We start from the raw sequence: 17,463 nt of genomic DNA on the forward strand, positions 1-17,463 counted from the left end.
ATATCCATAAAGCTTTTGACCAGGTTAAAACCAAAACAGTAATCCAGCAAATTTTAATGCTCACTAAATATTGGCATAATTTAAAACGTGAAGATCTTCAGAAATTATTATACCTCGCCTCAACAAAAATGGCAAGCTGTTCTTTTTAACTGGTGCATAGCTTTTAACTGCCTGCTGATTTTTTTATTGCTGTTTGAAGATCGGTTACACGTGCCTGTTTTCCTACAGGTTTTCGGCAGAGCTCATCCTTTGGTATTGCATTTTCCTATTGTATTGTTGTTGGTAGCTTTTATTGCTGAAACAGTGATAGCTTCCCATAAAGAAAATATTTTTAGGAACGCTGCCAACTTGATATTGCTTTCAGCTTCGTTTACGGCAGTGATAGCAGCCTTGATGGGACTTTTTTTATCAAGAGAGCAAGGATATACCGGCAGTGGAATAGCCGTACATAAATGGCTGGGCATTGCCTGTTCTTTAGTAAGTGCCGGCTGGTATGGCTGTAGAAACTATATACGAAGAAGTAAGATACTTGCCATCTCTTTAGGATCCTGTATTTCTGTCTTACTATTGATCACCGGCCATAAAGGAGGGGATATTACACATGGCGAGGGGTTTTTGCTGGCGCCTTACCATACCGGTGATGCACAACCGAAAGTAGCTTTACAGGATGCTCTTATCTTTCAGCATTTGGTAAAACCCATCTTCGAAAGCAAATGTTTAAGTTGCCATAATAGCAATAAAGCCAAAGGCGACCTGGTGATGGAAACACAGGAACTGTTGCTTAAAGGTGGCAAAAGCGGAAAGCTATGGGATACTACTGCAGCAGGATTAGGATTGATGTTACACCGCATTCATTTGCCATTGGAAGATAAAGAGCACATGCCGCCCGGTGGCAAAACACAATTAACAGACGAGGAACTACGGATCCTGTATTTATGGATAAAAGGCGGAGCTTCTTTTACAAAAAAAGTAACCGATCTTTCTCCCGGCGATTCATTGCGCATGATCGCTGCATCGGTGTTTAAAAATGATGATGAAGACAAATACGATTTTGCAGCAGCAGATGAAAAACTTATTTCAACATTAAATACCGCATATAGGGTAGTAGAGCCCATCGCAACAGGATCACCGGCATTGACTGTAAGTTTTTTTGGAATAGCCCAGTTTAAAAATGATCAGGTAAAAGAGCTGGATAAAATAAAAAACAATATCGTATCACTACAATTGAATAAGATGCCTGTTACAGATGAAGATCTGAAAGTAATAGGAGGGTTCACAAATTTAAGAGACCTTAATTTATCTTTTACAGCTGTTAAAGGCGATGGATTAAAATACCTGTCAACACTACAACAACTGCAACACTTATCGCTTTCCGGAACGGCTGTTTCCATAAGTTCATTAAAAGCTTTATCTCAACTTAAAAAACTTCGATCTTTAGAAATTTGGAATACAACCATTACCACCAAAGACCTGGCAACAGTAAAAGCCAATTTTTCAAAAACGAATATTGACCTGGGGTACGACGGAGATACAGTAATTGCCAAACTCAGCAATCCTATAATTGATGATCATAAAAAGATCTTTGCAAGCTCTATATCCATTACGCTTAAGAGTCCTGTTAGAGCGGCTTTAATTCATTATACAATTGATGGCACTCAACCCGATAGTCTTTCTCCCGTTTATAAAGAGCCGATCGTATTTACTAAAACAAGTTCCATTGCTGCGAAAGCCTATTTAAAAGGATGGATAAATAGTGATGTAGTTACTGCCAATTTTTACAAGGATAGTATTAAGATAGACAGCATTCAACTGGTAACCCAACCAAATCCTCAATATATATCGAATGCTCAAGGCGGTAAAAGCTTTATTGACGGAATGACCGGCAACCCGGCATTTTTTAGCACACCTGAATGGGTTGGTTACAAAGACAATGTATTGGAAGCTTATTTGTTTTTTAATACGCCACAAAACGTTCACTCTATTGGCTTCAGTGTACTAATGGATATCGGCAATTATATATTGCCTCCACAAAAAATAGAAATTTGGGGCGGCGATAACGCTCATTCATTAAAACTATTGACAAGAACAACACCAGGGCAACCCGCTGTTGCTTCCCCGGCTTATTCCAAAGCATTTACCGTTGATTTCCCTATCCGAAAACTTAAGGTAATAAAAGTGGTGGCAATACCTGTAAGCCAATTGCCCGAAATACTTCATGATAAAAAAGAAAAGGGCTGGATATTTTTAGATGAGATAATGGTGAATTAAGAAGCCTACAAAATAAACTGAACCGCCCTTATTGATGGAGTAAATTAATAGCTGTATAAATTAGTATGTTCTATAGTGCTATATTTGGAAAGCATAACAGGCAACGCTTTGTTATTGTACTTAATTACAATAAAAGCTGTAACGTAGCTGATTTAACAATACTTTATTATACAAGAAGTATTATTTCATATTTATATTTGATTCAATAAATTTATTACTATGAAAGATAGTTCCTTTCTTAAGCCAGCCATCATCGGTCTGGCTATTGTTTTAACTGCACTTATCCTTGGTAAGTCTTTTAAAAACCGTAATGCCGCACAAGACTCTATTTCTGTAACCGGCTTAGGATCCGTAGATTTTACCTCCGACGAAATTTCCTGGTCGGGTAGCTTTAGTACAAAAGCCACGGAAGCCAAAGATGCTTACAACCTCATCAGTGCCGATAAAGAAAAAGTAAAGACATTTTTTATTTCAAAAGGATTTAAAGAGAATGAATTTTCGTTTGGTGGTGTAAACTTTGATAAAGCGTATCGAACCATCACGCTTGAATCGGAAAACAATGTTACCAAAACGGAACAAGTTTTTGATGGTTATACAGCTACACAAACTGTAAACTTTGTAGGTATAAAAAATCCGGCGTTGATGAAAAAGATAGAAGACGTGATAGACCATACAGCAGAGCTGATCAACTCCGGTATCGAATTCAACAGCAATGCTGTTCAATATACCTATTCAGATCTGCCAAGCCTTAAACATAACCTGATCGAAAAAGCATCGCAGGATGCAAAAGAAAGAGCGCAAAAAATTGTACGAACAGCCGACGGCAGACTGGGTAAACTGAAAGATGCCAGCATGGGTGTTTTTCAAATTACAGGAAAAGGATCTGTTGAAGAAGATAGTTATGGAGGTAATAATGACACGTACAGTAAAGCAAAAACAGCACGCATTACTGTTCGGTTAACGTATGAACTGGATTAAGATATTTTTCTTTTACAATTCGCAAGTTTTTTTACAAGATAGATTGCTTCAAATAAAAACCCCTAAGAGCAGGGGTTTTATTTTTTGGTAGAATGGTGGATGATTAATGATCCGTATTAATTTTAGTAACAAATAACAGGGCAGACTCCTCCGCTTATAACCTTAAAAAGTGTACAATTTCATGCATTACATATTGTAAAAATCTCCAATTCGTCGCCCCTAAACAAAAATCTTACCAATCTCAAAAAAACATAAAAATTTTTGGCGGTAATATAAAATGATTTTGTTAACTTTGCCGTCCTTTAATTTCGGCTTAGTGTTTGTGTTAGATGCTTTGTCCAAAATTAGAGAACCTTCTCAGTTATAAAACGTTTTAATTACAATATGTCTGCAACAAAATCACCTGCTGCTAAGCGTATCAATTTCGGAAAGATTGAGCACTTAGCGGAAACTCCCGATTTGCTCGGAATCCAGATTCAATCGTTTAAAGATTTTTTCCAGTTAGAGACCACGCCCGATAAACGTAACAACGAAGGGCTGTTCCGTGTGTTCAAGGAAAATTTTCCTATTACCGACACCCGCAACATTTTCGTATTGGAATTTTTGGATTACTTCGTAGATCCTCCGCGTTACACTATCGAAGAATGTATTGAAAGAGGGTTGACCTATGCGGTTCCTCTGAAAGCAAAGCTTCGCTTAAGCTGTAATGATGAAGAACACGTAGATTTCCAGACAATTGTTCAGGATGTGTTCTTAGGTAACATTCCTTACATGACTCCCCGTGGTACATTCGTTATCAACGGTGCTGAGCGTGTAGTGGTTTCTCAATTACACCGTTCACCGGGCGTATTCTTCGGTCAATCGATCCATCCAAACGGAACAAAGATCTACTCTGCAAGGGTAATTCCTTTCAAAGGAGCGTGGATGGAGTTTGCTACAGACATTAATAATGTAATGTATGCTTACATTGACCGTAAGAAAAAATTCCCTGTAACTACCTTATTGCGTTCTATCGGCTACGAAACAGATAAAGACATCCTTGAACTGTTTGGTATGGCGGATGAAGTACAGGTTTCTAAAAAATCATTGGAAAAATATATCGGCAAACGTTTAGCTGCTCGTGTATTACGTACATGGGTAGAAGATTTTGTGGATGAAGATACCGGTGAGGTGGTAAGTATTGAACGTAACGAGATCGTATTGGAGCGTGATACCGTGTTGGATGAAGAGAACATCGCAATGATCGTTGAGATGGAAGTGAAGAGCGTATTCGTTCAAAAAGAAGAAGTAAGCGGTGATTATGCGATCATCTACAATACATTAAATAAAGATACTTCTAACAGTGAATTGGAGGCGGTTCAGCACATTTATCGTCAATTGCGTGGTGCAGATGCTCCTGATAATGAAACTGCTAGAGGGATCATTGATAAATTATTCTTCAGTGATAAACGGTATGATCTGGGTGAAGTAGGCCGTTATAAGATCAACCGTCGCTTAGGCTTAAATTATCCTTTAGAGAAAAAAGTATTAACAAAAGAAGACATCATCTCTATCATTAAATACCTGGTATTATTAACCAACGGTAAGAGTGAAGTAGATGATATTGATCACTTAAGCAACCGTCGTGTACGTACCGTTGGCGAACAATTGTATGCACAGTTCGGTGTTGGTTTGGCTCGTATGGCTCGTACCATTCGTGAAAGAATGAACGTACGTGACAACGAGGTATTTACCCCGGTAGATCTGATCAATGCAAGAACATTGTCCTCAGTTATCAACTCTTTCTTCGGAACTTCTCAGCTATCACAGTTCTTAGATCAAACAAATCCTCTTTCTGAAATTACGCACAAACGTCGTATCTCAGCGTTAGGACCCGGTGGTTTAAGTCGTGAAAGAGCTGGTTTCGAGGTTCGTGACGTACACTATTCGCACTACGGTCGTTTGTGTACCATCGAAACACCGGAAGGTCCAAACATTGGTTTGATCTCTACACTTTGTGTACATGCTAAGATCAATGATATGGGCTTTATCGAAACACCTTATCGCAAGGTAACCGATGGTAAAGTGGACATGAAGAAGATCACTTTCTTAAGTGCAGAAGAAGAAGATACAGCGAAAATTGCACAGGCAAATATCGATCTTGATGATAAAGGAAACTTCGTTGAAGATAAGATCAAGAGTCGCCAAACAGGTGACTTCCCGATCCTGGAAAAAGATGAAGTAGAATTCATGGACGTTGCTCCTAACCAAATTGTTGGTTTGAGCGCTTCATTGATCCCGTTCTTAGAGCATGATGATGCTAACCGTGCGTTGATGGGATCGAACATGCAACGCCAGGCTGTACCATTGATCCTTCCTGAAGTTCCGGTAGTAGGAACAGGGTTGGAAGGTAAAGCTGCCCGTGATGCAAGGATCCAGGTGCATGCAGAAGGAAACGGTGTGGTAGAGTATGTAGATGCAAACGAAATTCATGTACGTTATAATAGGAACGAAACACAACAATTGGTAAGCTTTGAAGAAGACTTGAAAGTTTACAAACTGACAAAATTCGTTCGTACCAACCAGGAAACATGTATCAACTTACGTCCTGCGGTGGTAAAAGGACAGAAAGTAGTGGAAGGCGATTTCTTAACCGAAGGTTATGCAACCAAAGGTGGTGAAATGGCGTTGGGACGTAACCTGAAAGTAGCGTTCATGCCTTGGAAAGGGTACAACTTCGAGGATGCGATCGTTATCTCTGAAAAAGTGGTAAAAGACGATTGGTTCACTTCTATCCATATCAGTGAGTTTGAAACGGAAGTACGTGATACAAAACTGGGCGAAGAAGAATTGACGCCGGATATTCCGAACGTAAGTGAAGAAGCAACAAAAGACCTAGACCAAAACGGTATCATCCGTATTGGAGCACATATTAAAGAAGGCGATATCATCATCGGTAAGATCACTCCTAAAGGAGAAAGTGATCCTACACCGGAAGAAAAGCTATTACGTGCCATCTTCGGTGATAAAGCGGGTGATGCTAAAGATGCATCTTTAAAAGCACCAAGTGGTACAGAAGGTGTGGTGATCGGTAAAAAATTATTCCAACGTGCTAAGAAAGATAAGAACTCAAAAGTTCGTGAAAAAGCAAGCCTGGAAAAAATTGAAAAAGTTCACGAAAAGAACGAAGCAGATATTTTAGAATTATTGATCAACAAGCTACAGGTATTATTGACAAACCATGCTTCTGCAGGTATCAGCAATAATTTCGGTGAAGTATTGATCGGTAAAGGCGCTAAGTTCAATCAAAAGAATTTATCTAACATCGATTACCTGAACGTAAATCCATTAAACTGGACAGGTGATGCGAAAGTGGATGATCTGATCAACGTGTTGTTGCATAACTACAACATCCGTTACAACGAAGAGTTAGGTCGTTATAAGAGAGAAAAATTCAACATCAGCATCGGGGATGAATTACCTGCAGGTGTATTGAAATTAGCTAAAGTATATCTTGCCGTTAAACGTAAGTTGAAAGTGGGAGATAAGATGGCGGGTCGTCACGGTAACAAGGGTATTGTGGCTAAGATCGTTCGCCAGGAAGATATGCCTTTCCTGGAAGATGGAACTCCGGTTGATATCGTATTGAATCCATTGGGTGTACCTAGTCGTATGAACCTTGGACAGATCTACGAAACCGTATTAGGCTGGGCTGGTGAAAAATTAGGATGCAAATTCGCTACTCCGATCTTTGATGGTGCGAGTGTAGATGAAATTGCTGATCAAATTGAAAAAGCTCAATTACCTAAGTTTGGTCACACGTATTTATATGATGGCGAAACCGGCGAACGCTTTGACCAAAAAGCAACCGTTGGTATCATCTACGTGATTAAACTTCACCATATGGTGGATGATAAAATGCACGCTCGTTCTATCGGGCCATACAGCTTGATCACACAACAACCTTTGGGCGGTAAAGCTCAATTCGGTGGTCAGCGTTTTGGTGAAATGGAAGTGTGGGCATTGGAAGCTTATGGTGCATCTAATATTTTACAAGAGTTATTGACGTTGAAATCGGATGATATTATCGGAAGAGCAAAAGCGTACGAATCGATTGTAAAAGGAGAGAACATACCTAAGCCCGGTATTCCGGAATCGTTCAATGTATTGGTGCATGAGTTGAGAGGTTTGGGATTGGATCTGACGTTTGAATAACGTGAAGCGTGAGAGGTGAAACGTGAATGATTCATGTTTGCCATTTCACGATTGACGACTAACGTCTCACGATCTGACGAACAAAAGATGATTTCAAAGAGGATCAAAAACGATCTACAGAAATTATCAATTATTAATTACTAATTATTAATTACAAATATGGCTTTCAAAAAAGAAAATCGCCCCCGTTCTACGTTTTCACAGATTACAATAGGTTTGGCTTCGCCTGATAGCATTTTGGAAAAAAGCTTTGGTGAAGTGTTGAAGCCTGAAACCATTAACTATCGTACGTACAAGCCTGAAAGAGATGGTTTGTTCTGCGAAAGGATTTTTGGTCCGGTAAAGGATTACGAATGTGCTTGCGGAAAGTACAAGCGTATCCGTTACAAGGGTATTGTGTGCGACCGTTGCGGTGTGGAAGTAACAGAAAAGAAAGTTCGTCGTGAAAGAATGGGACACATCAAACTGGTGGTTCCTGTAGTTCACATTTGGTATTTTAAATCATTACCTAACAAGATCGGTTATTTGTTGGGGATGAGCTCTAAAAAATTAGAAACAATCATTTACTACGAACGCTTTGTAGTTATTCAAAGCGGTATTCGTGCAGATAAAGGACAAAACTTCGGAGATCTTTTAACTGAAGAAGAATATTTGGATATCTTGGACACGTTGCCAAAAGACAACCAGTATCTTCCTGATGAAGATCCGAACAAGTTCATTGCTAAAATGGGAGCAGAAGCGGTGCATGATCTATTGCAACGCATCGACCTTGACCAATTAAGCTTTGATCTGCGTAACGCTGCAGCTAACGAAACATCTCAACAACGTAAAGCAGATGCATTAAAGCGTTTGAGCGTTGTAGAAAGTTTCCGTGATGCTAATACAAGAATCAACAACCGTCCTGAATGGATGGTAATGCAATACATTCCTGTTATTCCACCGGAATTGCGTCCGTTAGTTCCTTTGGATGGCGGTCGTTTTGCATCATCTGATCTGAACGATCTATATCGTCGTGTGATCATCCGTAATAATCGTTTAAAAAGATTATTAGAAATTAAAGCTCCTGAAGTGATCTTACGTAATGAAAAACGTATGTTACAGGAAGCGATCGATTCATTGTTTGACAACAGCCGTAAATCAAATGCTGTTAAAGCAGAAGGTGGACGTGCGTTGAAATCATTGAGCGATGTATTGAAAGGTAAGCAAGGGCGTTTCCGTCAGAACTTATTAGGTAAACGTGTTGACTATTCCGGTCGTTCGGTTATCGTGGTTGGTCCTGAATTGAAAATGCACGAATGTGGTTTACCAAAAGATATGGCTGCAGAATTATTCAAGCCATTTATCATTCGTAAATTAATTGAAAGAGGTATTGTAAAAACAGTAAAATCAGCCAGAAAATTAGTTGATAAAAAAGAAGCTGTTATTTGGGATATCCTGGAAAATATATTGAAGGGTCACCCGGTAATGTTAAACCGTGCCCCAACACTTCACCGTTTGTCAATACAGGCTTTCCAGCCTAAGTTGATTGAAGGTAAAGCGATTCAATTACACCCGTTGGTAACAACGGCATTCAACGCGGATTTTGATGGTGACCAGATGGCGGTTCACGTGCCTTTGAGCAACGCTGCCGTTTTGGAAGCACAAATGTTGATGTTATCATCTCATAACATTTTGAATCCTCAGAACGGTACGCCTATCACACTTCCTTCTCAGGATATGGTGTTGGGATTGTACTACATCACTAAAGGAAAAAAATCAACTCCGGAAGAACCTGTAAAAGGAGAAAACAAAGCATTCTATTCAGCTGAAGAAGTTATCATTGCTTACAATGAAAAGCAAGTTGACTTACATGCAGGGATCAGGGTGAAAGTAAATGTTCGTAACCCCAACGGTGAGATTGAGAATAAATTGATCGAAACAACTGTTGGTCGTGTAATATTCAACCAGCATGTACCTAAAGGTGCAGGTTTCGTAAATGCGTTGTTGACCAAAAAATCGTTAAGAGAGATTATTGGTGATATTATTAAATGGACAAACATTCCAACTACTGCCAAGTTCCTGGATGATATTAAAACATTAGGATACCGTATGGCGTTCAAAGGCGGTTTGTCGTTCAATATTAATGATCTTATCATTCCTGCTGTTAAGCAAGAATTAATTGATAATGCCACTGTAGAGGTTGAAGAAGTTTGGGAAAACTACAATATGGGGCTTATCACCAATAACGAACGTTATAACCAAACAGTAGATATCTGGAGCCGTGTGGATACCAGGATCACTGAAACGTTGATACGTGAACTGGCAGCAGATAAGCAAGGGTTCAACTCTGTTTATATGATGTTGGATTCAGGTGCACGTGGTAGCAAGCAACAGATTAAACAGTTGGCTGGTATCAGGGGGTTGATGGCTAAACCACGTAAATCAGGTTCATCAGGAAGTGAGATCATTGAAAACCCGATCCTTTCCAACTTTAAAGATGGATTGAATGTATTGGAATACTTTATCTCTACGCATGGTGCCCGTAAAGGTTTGGCGGATACAGCGTTGAAAACAGCCGATGCCGGTTACTTGACCCGTCGTTTGGTGGACGTTTCTCAGGATGTTGTTATCAATGATGAAGATTGCGGCACATTGCGTGGTATTGCAACTTCAGCATTAAAAGATAATGAAGATATTATTGAACCATTGAGCGATAGAATAGCAGGTCGTATGTCATTGCATCATGTTTTTGATCCTGTGACGGAAGAATTATTAATTAGCGCCGGCGAAGAAATTGACGCTGATGTTGCTAAGAAAATTGAAGATGCAGGAATTGAAACCGTTGAAATACGCTCTGTATTGACTTGCGAAAGCAAACGTGGTGTGTGTGTGAAATGTTATGGTAAAAACCTGGCTACCGGTTATTTGGCGCAGAAAGGTGATGCAGTAGGTATCATTGCTGCACAAAGTATTGGTGAGCCCGGTACGCAGTTAACACTTCGTACCTTCCACGTGGGTGGTGTGGCTGGTTCGGCTTCGGTTGAATCTACATTGCCTGCTAAATTTGATGGTACTATCCAGTTTGATGGTTTACGTACAGTAACTGCCGAAGATAATGAAGGTAAAAAAATACAGATCGTAATTGGTCGTACGGGTGAGGTTCGTATCAGTGATGTTAAGAACGACCGTTTATTGATCACTAACAATATTCCTTACGGTGCTACCCTGAATGTAAAAGATGGACAGAAAGTTGCTAAAGGCGATGTTATCTGTACATGGGATCCGTTCAACAATGTGATCGTTTCTGAAATTGTTGGTAAGGTTAAATTAGACAGCGTTATCGAAGGTGTTACGTATCGTGAAGAAGCTGATGAACAAACAGGTCACAAAGAAAAAGTGATCATCGAAACAAAAGATAAAACAAAGATACCTTCTATCACTGTTGAAGGAAAAGAACATAAAAACTATAACCTTCCTGTAGGTAGCCATATCGTTATCGAAGATGGTGAAGATGTGAAGAATGGTCAGGTGTTGGTGAAAATTCCTCGTGTGTTAAGCAAATTGAAGGATATCACCGGAGGTCTTCCTCGTGTAACAGAATTGTTTGAGGCAAGAAACCCGGGTAACCCTGCTGTTGTTTGCGAAATTGATGGTGTGGTAACTTTTGGTAACATCAAACGTGGTAACCGTGAGATCATCGTGGAAGCAAAAGATGGTGTTATTAAAAAATACTTAGTTCCATTGACACGCCAGATCCTTGTACAGGATGGTGACTTTGTAAAAGCAGGTTCACCATTATCTGATGGACAAATTGCTCCGGCTGATATATTGGCTATTAAAGGTCCGTTTGCAGTACAAGAGTACGTAGTGAATGAGATCCAGGAAGTATATCGTTTACAAGGTGTGAAGATCAACGACAAGCACATTGAAGTGATCGTTCGCCAGATGATGCGTAAAGTAACCATTGAAGATGCAGGCGATACTAAATTCTTAGAAGGAGATACCGAAGACAGACACGACTTTAACGCAGAGAATGATTACATCTTTGATAAGAAAGTGGTAACTGAATCAGGTGATAGCTCTAAATTACGTTCAGGACAGATTGTTACTTTACGTGATGTACGTGAAGAAAACTCTATCTTACGCAGAACAGACAAAAAACTGGTTGAGTTCCGTGATGCAAGTCCTGCTACATCATCTCCATTATTGTTAGGTATTACCAAAGCATCGTTAGGCACACATAGCTGGATTTCTGCGGCATCGTTCCAGGAAACCACTAAAGTGTTAAGCAGTGCTGCTATCAACGGTAAAACGGATGAAATGTTAGGCTTGAAAGAAAACGTTATCACCGGTCACCCAATACCAGCAGGTACAGGCTTACGTGACTTTGATAACATGATAGTAGGAAGCAAGGAAGAGTATGAATTGCTGATGACTACCAAGGAAGTGATGAGCTTTGATGAAGAAGAGTAATTAATATGCTGATTAGCTAACTGCTAATTTGCTGATGATAGTTGAAGGAGTAAGATTTAATTCTTACTCCTTTTTTTATAATAAATAATTTAGAGAGAATTTGTCAGTGCTTAAGAAGAGAACAGATCATCTAAGTATAATAACATTACCGGTTAACGTTTTAAACGTGTTGTCGCTGTACAGTATTCTGATCACATAATAGTAAGTAGCATCTGGCAACGGTTTGTCATTATATTTTCCATTCCAGTCATTTTGATAGTTGTCAGAATGATACACAAGTCCTCCCCAACGATTATAAACATCTACTAGTATAAGCTTGATACAATAAGGTTTTGCTATAACCCACTCGTCATTGATTTCATCTCCATTAGGAGTAAATACTTTAGGAGGCTTTATAGAACAAATAGAGCCGGCTTTTAAAAGCAATGTTGTATTGATAATGCTGTCACAATCATTGACAGTTTTTAAAGTGCTTTTATAAACGCCGGGAGAGTGAACAAGTTCTCCTGAAGGAAGTTTATAATCTTCGTTATCGCCTATAGAATCAATTATATTAATGGAAAAAGCCGGGAATTTTTGCAGTGTAAGTGTGCGAATACTGTCGGCACCATTCTGTGCAACGAATGTATCTGTATAAGTTCCGGCTAAAGAGTGACCATCCAAGGTTTCACCATCACAAATACCGGCTGTTACATTGGAAAACACTGCAGTTGGTTTATCACAAGTTACAGGCAATGGCACTTGTACGGGTAATCGCAAAGTAGCGCCACCACTAATGCCATCCGGAACAATAGAAGGACAAATAAGTGTGTAAGATCCATCAATAGGACAAATTTTATAAACGTTCTGCCCTGAAAAGCCAAGGATAGCATTGTAGTTATTTTGAAAATATCCTGTTGCACTTCCTTCGCATGTTGGAATAGGATTGCTTAGGCTATTTACAGGAGCTGCACTTATTACCTGGGTTTGTGTATTATTCAATACGATCTTAATAAGTTGTCCTGATGCTGTAAGGTACAGATCGTTATCATACCAGGTTAAGTCTCCGGCAGCCTGGTAGCCTATATGCCCGATGTAATAGCTGGAAGCATCTCTAACATGTACTCCATAAAGATCCTGGTGGCTTTCCATCAATAAAGTGGAATCATTTAATTCAACAAGTGAAACAGCATCCAGCCCGGTGGTTCCTACTAAAGTTACATTCGCTGTTGTTGTATCAATTTGAAATAGCTGTAAGTTCTCTATGCCCCAAAGCCTGCCATCGGATGTAAAGGAGATATCACCAAAGCCATGATTGGTTGACCCGATAAATTTAGAAGAACAGTTTGGAACGTTTAATGAGTATAGGTCTCCATTAGATAGTTTTACTAAAATGCGTTGCTGGCAAAAGCTCTGTAAAGCCGCTAGTGTGAATAGAAAGCTGAGTACTTGTTTCATTTCGGGGTTCGATAATTGTGTTGTGTAAAGATATTCTTTTGCGGATAATAAAGCCGACTATTGTTGAATTGATGAGATGCAATGGATAGCACTGAAGCTTTTTTTAAGAGCGGAGATATGAAATGCTGAGTTGGACTTTCGATGAATAAAAGACCGAAGTGTAAAATAAAGTAAAAAAATAAAGAGGCACATACAAAAACTAAACTGCGTAGTTTGTATGTGCCTCTTTATAATTCTTTTTTAAACCCCATTAGTTTTTCAAACTAAAGAAACTTATCTGCCGGATATTATTCAGATTGCTGTAATCGTATTGATACAAGCCGTCATCTGCCACTACCAATGCATGACCATTTGCGGCAATTACATCATAAGAGTTCTTACAGTCTAACTGTTTTAAAAGTTTTATGTCAGATGGGGCTTCTGCATCATATACACGTACACCGGAATTATCATCACATATAAAAAGCAGGTTGCCATCCTTGCTTAATCCTGTTGGTTTTGTAAGCGGGTAAGTTTTTATCAACGTCGGATTCATTAGATCCTTTACATCAACAATATTCAGTTCGTTGGCATCGCCGCCACACATGCTGCCTGCATGTAGTGTTACATAAGCATAATTGCCATCTGTTACCACCGGATCACAAGCACGACCATGGCTGAATTGACCTAACGGAGAAGGATGTTCCGGATCGCTCATATCATACATAAACAAGCCTATCGATGAACCGAGGAATAATTTATCTTCAAAAGGATACATGGTTTCAAGATCGAAACCTGCATTAAAAGCAGATACAAAAACAGGAGAGGCTTCATTGCTTATGTTTACAATGCCCACGCTGTGCGGTTCTGTAATAGCATAGATATAATTGTTCATCAAGATCATTGCAGCCATAGAACCTGCAACACCACTTCTTGTTGAAGATGTTGGTGCAACTGTGCCTAATGCAATGCCCCCGCCTGCATCATAAAACGGTCCTGGATAAGGAGATTCGGGAATTGTTACAGTCGTATCTTTTTTTATCCAGTCAACAGCAACCATACTTGTATCTGCAAAATATCCTCTTGCGGTAAAAAAATTAGGCAGATCTTTTTCTATTACTACCTTTTTCGGATTGGAAATATCAATAGCCAGCAGGTCTGCATTCATATCAGCATAAAGAGTATGACCTTTTATGGCAATGTCCAGGTTGCCGGGAATATTAAGAAAGTTTACCTGCACAGGATGTGCCGGATCAATATTGTTAATGATATGGATACCTTTATTTACTTCATTTAGAAAAATGTAATTGTCTTTTGCATAGATCTTACCCGCTTGCTGCACCGGTTGCGAAGCTTTCCCGTTTATGCCTGCAAATACCAGGGATTTTGCCTTTAGTACGGGCGTGGTCATGGTGTAAGTGAATGTTCTGCCGTTATTTTTTTTGCAGCCAGAAAACAGCAAGGGTATGCTGATAATTGTTGTAAGACAAACAACTGGCGTTAAAATGAATTTTCTCATATAACTTATTTTTAAGACTGACACCTCAAAAATAGAAAGCGTTGCATGTTTCGGCAAGTAATAAAAAAGGAGCAAGAAAATTTCTCACTCCTTGTAGTTGTTAAGGGATGATTAGCATTATACTACAGTGCCTCTAAATACCAACACCTTATTCTCTTTTTCATTTTGAATTTGCACCGTGATGGTTTTATAAAAAGAACCTTTATTAGCCGCATTATAGATGGCTGATATTTTTCCTGATTTACCGGGTAATATAGGTTGTTGAGGAAATTGAGCATGCGTACATCCGCAGGAAGGAGTGACATTTACAATGATCATGGCATCTTTACCGGTATTGGTAAATTCAAATTCAATAGTGTCCGGTTTGTTGAAAGGAATTTCTCCCAGGTTAAGTGTGTCTGCTTTCCATTTTACAGCAGTTGGATAATTTGTTGAACCAATTTTTACAGGATCTTTTTTAATAACAGTAAACGACATGGCGTAGATGCCTGCTATTATTAATGGGATCGATTTTAGCGAATTCATAATGTTACATTTTAATGATGAATATATTGATTAGGTCAAAAGTAAAATGCAGCGGGAGGAGGCGCTGTTAACGATTATCAAATACCTGTTAATGATCATTCAATATTTGTTAATGAAAATCAAACGAAAATTAAATGCCGGGTTTTTTACCTTATACTTGTAATAATAATGCGGATCAATAAATTAAATATTGCACTGCTGTTAGGACTTGTTGTGATAACAGGAATTCTTGTGCTGCAGCTTTTTTTATTAAAGCAAGCTGTTCAGTACGAAGAAAAAAAGTTTATACAAAAGGCACATGTTGCTTTGTTAGAGGTAGTAAGTAAATTAAATGCCAATAATAAAACAGCATTGCCGCAGGTAAATCCTGTTGATGAAATAAAAAAAGATTACTATGTGGTAAACGTTAATAATAAATTTGATTCGGCATCACTTGACTTTTACCTGAAGAATGAATTTGATAAGTTTGACCTGGTAACCGATTACGAGTTTGGGATATATGATTGCCATACAGAGAAAATGCAGTATGGACGCTATGTTTCAACGAATAACGAAGTGTATCGTGATACAATGACTTTTATTCCTGCAGCCAGTAATCTCGTGTATTATTTTGTTGTACATTTTCCACATACAAGTAAATATGTATATCGTTCCTTACAGCTTTGGATCATTTTTTCATTGGTAATGGTGTTGGTGTTGATATTGTATGTGTATTCTGCATTCACTCTTTTACAACAAAAAAAATATTCAGAATTACAGAAAGATTTCATCAATAATATGACGCACGAGTTTAAAACACCTATATCATCCATCTTGATCTCATCCAACTTCATTTTAAAGCAAGAGGCTATAGCCAATGATGAAAAACTGCAAAAATATATGCAGATGATCATAGCGCAGGCGTCTAAACTTAATGTTCATGTAGAAAAGATCCTGAATCTTGCCAAAACAGAAAACAGTTCTTTAGGAATGGAGGCGACCGGGATGGACATGAGTAAGGCCATTCATGCTGTTGTTGAAAATATAAGGTTAAAACATCCTGCAGCTGTAATAGAAGTAAATATGCCGCAGGAGTGCTTTATACGTGCAGATGAATTTCATTTTTCCAATCTTGTATATAATTTATTGGATAATGCGGTGAAGTATTCAGAAGGCGTGCCGCATATTTTTCTTGGCGTCAATAAAGACAGGAAACATATTCGTTTGTCAGTTAAGGATAAAGGTATTGGAATGTCGTCAAAACATCTGGCAAAAATATTTGATAAATTTTATAGAGTAAACAGCTCTAAAACCAATGAGGTAGCAGGTTTTGGCTTGGGGCTATTTTATGTAAGTAAGATATGTAAAGAACATAAGTGGACAGTCTCTGTTAACAGTAAAGAAAATATTGGAACAGAAATTATAATTTTAATACCTGTCAATGAATAAAAAATACAGGATATTATATGTGGAGGATGATGAAACGCTTGCTTTTCTTACAAAAGATAATCTTGAGCTGAATCATTTTGATGTAACGCATTTCTATAATGGGGAAGGGGTGATAGAGAGCTTTTCTTATAATACATACGATGTTTGTGTGTTGGATATTATGTTACCGAAAAAAGATGGCTTTGAACTGGCTACCGCTATTCGTAAAATGGATAATGAGATCCCGATAATTTTTCTTTCCGCTAAAACATTAAAAGAAGACAGGATAAAAGGATTGAAGCTAGGCGCTGACGATTATTTGATAAAACCTTTCAGCATTGAAGAGCTTGTTTTAAAGATCGAGATCTTTTTAAAGAGACGTAAGAAATCATCTGTACAACAACAATATTACACAGCCGGTAAATTTATGTTTGATGTATTGAATTACGAGCTTGTTTATAATGGAGAAAAGATATCTTTAACGCAGCGTGAAACAGATCTTTTAAAGCTCTTTGTAGAAAACCCCGGTCGTGTTTTAAAAAGAGAAGAAATACTAAAACAGCTTTGGGGCGACGATGATTATTTTATGGGCAGAAGCCTGGATGTTTTTATATCACGCCTTAGAAAAATACTTTCAAAAGATCCATCTATTACAATAGAAAATCTTCACCGTATCGGGTTTAAATATTTCGAGAGAAAATAAA

General features: G+C 38.5%; 9 protein-coding genes. 6 read left to right on the top strand and 3 right to left on the bottom strand.

The window, feature by feature from the left end; all coding sequences use genetic code 11:
- Nucleotides 1-87: 87 nt before the first annotated feature.
- The 4 genes from K9M53_RS07625 to rpoC all read left to right on the top strand — a co-directional run bounded on the left by K9M53_RS07625 (nucleotide 88) and on the right by rpoC (nucleotide 11,892).
- A complete protein-coding gene (locus tag K9M53_RS07625) occupies nucleotides 88-2,268 on the top strand; it encodes an FN3 associated domain-containing protein (protein ID WP_224019034.1) in 2,181 nt (726 codons plus the stop codon).
- Between the two features lie 219 nt (nucleotides 2,269-2,487).
- The gene (locus K9M53_RS07630) at nucleotides 2,488-3,246 is read left to right on the top strand and encodes an SIMPL domain-containing protein (protein WP_224019035.1); all 759 of its coding nucleotides are present in this window, start codon (nucleotides 2,488-2,490) and stop codon (nucleotides 3,244-3,246) included.
- Nucleotides 3,247-3,630: 384 nt separating this feature from the next.
- Complete coding sequence (rpoB, locus tag K9M53_RS07635) at nucleotides 3,631-7,440, top strand: DNA-directed RNA polymerase subunit beta (RefSeq protein ID WP_224019036.1); 3,810 nt, start codon at nucleotides 3,631-3,633, stop codon at nucleotides 7,438-7,440.
- Nucleotides 7,441-7,599: 159 nt separating this feature from the next.
- Nucleotides 7,600-11,892: a DNA-directed RNA polymerase subunit beta' gene (rpoC, locus tag K9M53_RS07640; RefSeq protein WP_224019037.1), complete on the top strand. Its 4,293-nt coding sequence runs from the start codon at nucleotides 7,600-7,602 to the stop codon at nucleotides 11,890-11,892.
- A gap of 126 nt (nucleotides 11,893-12,018) precedes the next feature.
- Here rpoC and K9M53_RS07645 read toward each other — a convergent pair whose 3' ends face one another.
- The 3 genes from K9M53_RS07645 to K9M53_RS07655 all read right to left on the bottom strand — a co-directional run bounded on the left by K9M53_RS07645 (nucleotide 12,019) and on the right by K9M53_RS07655 (nucleotide 15,352).
- Nucleotides 12,019-13,329 (bottom strand): gliding motility-associated C-terminal domain-containing protein, encoded by a 1,311-nt coding sequence (locus tag K9M53_RS07645; RefSeq protein WP_224019038.1) that lies wholly within the window; start codon nucleotides 13,327-13,329, stop codon nucleotides 12,019-12,021.
- A 250-nt stretch (nucleotides 13,330-13,579) separates the two neighbouring features.
- A complete protein-coding gene (locus K9M53_RS07650) occupies nucleotides 13,580-14,827 on the bottom strand; it encodes an LVIVD repeat-containing protein (RefSeq protein WP_224019039.1) in 1,248 nt (415 codons plus the stop codon).
- Between the two features lie 117 nt (nucleotides 14,828-14,944).
- Nucleotides 14,945-15,352, bottom strand: coding sequence for a DUF1573 domain-containing protein (locus tag K9M53_RS07655; protein ID WP_224019040.1), 408 nt, complete (start codon nucleotides 15,350-15,352; stop codon nucleotides 14,945-14,947).
- Nucleotides 15,353-15,520: 168 nt separating this feature from the next.
- On the opposite strand from K9M53_RS07655, the gene K9M53_RS07660 reads away from it, so the two are divergent.
- Nucleotides 15,521-16,780, top strand: a complete 1,260-nt coding sequence (locus K9M53_RS07660) for a sensor histidine kinase (RefSeq protein ID WP_224019041.1) — start codon at nucleotides 15,521-15,523, stop codon at nucleotides 16,778-16,780.
- Nucleotides 16,773-17,462 (top strand): response regulator transcription factor, encoded by a 690-nt coding sequence (locus K9M53_RS07665; protein WP_224019042.1) that lies wholly within the window; start codon nucleotides 16,773-16,775, stop codon nucleotides 17,460-17,462. Before K9M53_RS07660 ends, K9M53_RS07665 begins: the two co-directional genes overlap by 8 nt.
- Nucleotide 17,463 lies beyond the last annotated feature (1 nt).

Source organism: Ferruginibacter albus (genome assembly GCF_020042285.1).
Taxonomy (GTDB): Bacteria; Bacteroidota; Bacteroidia; order Chitinophagales; family Chitinophagaceae; genus Ferruginibacter; species Ferruginibacter albus.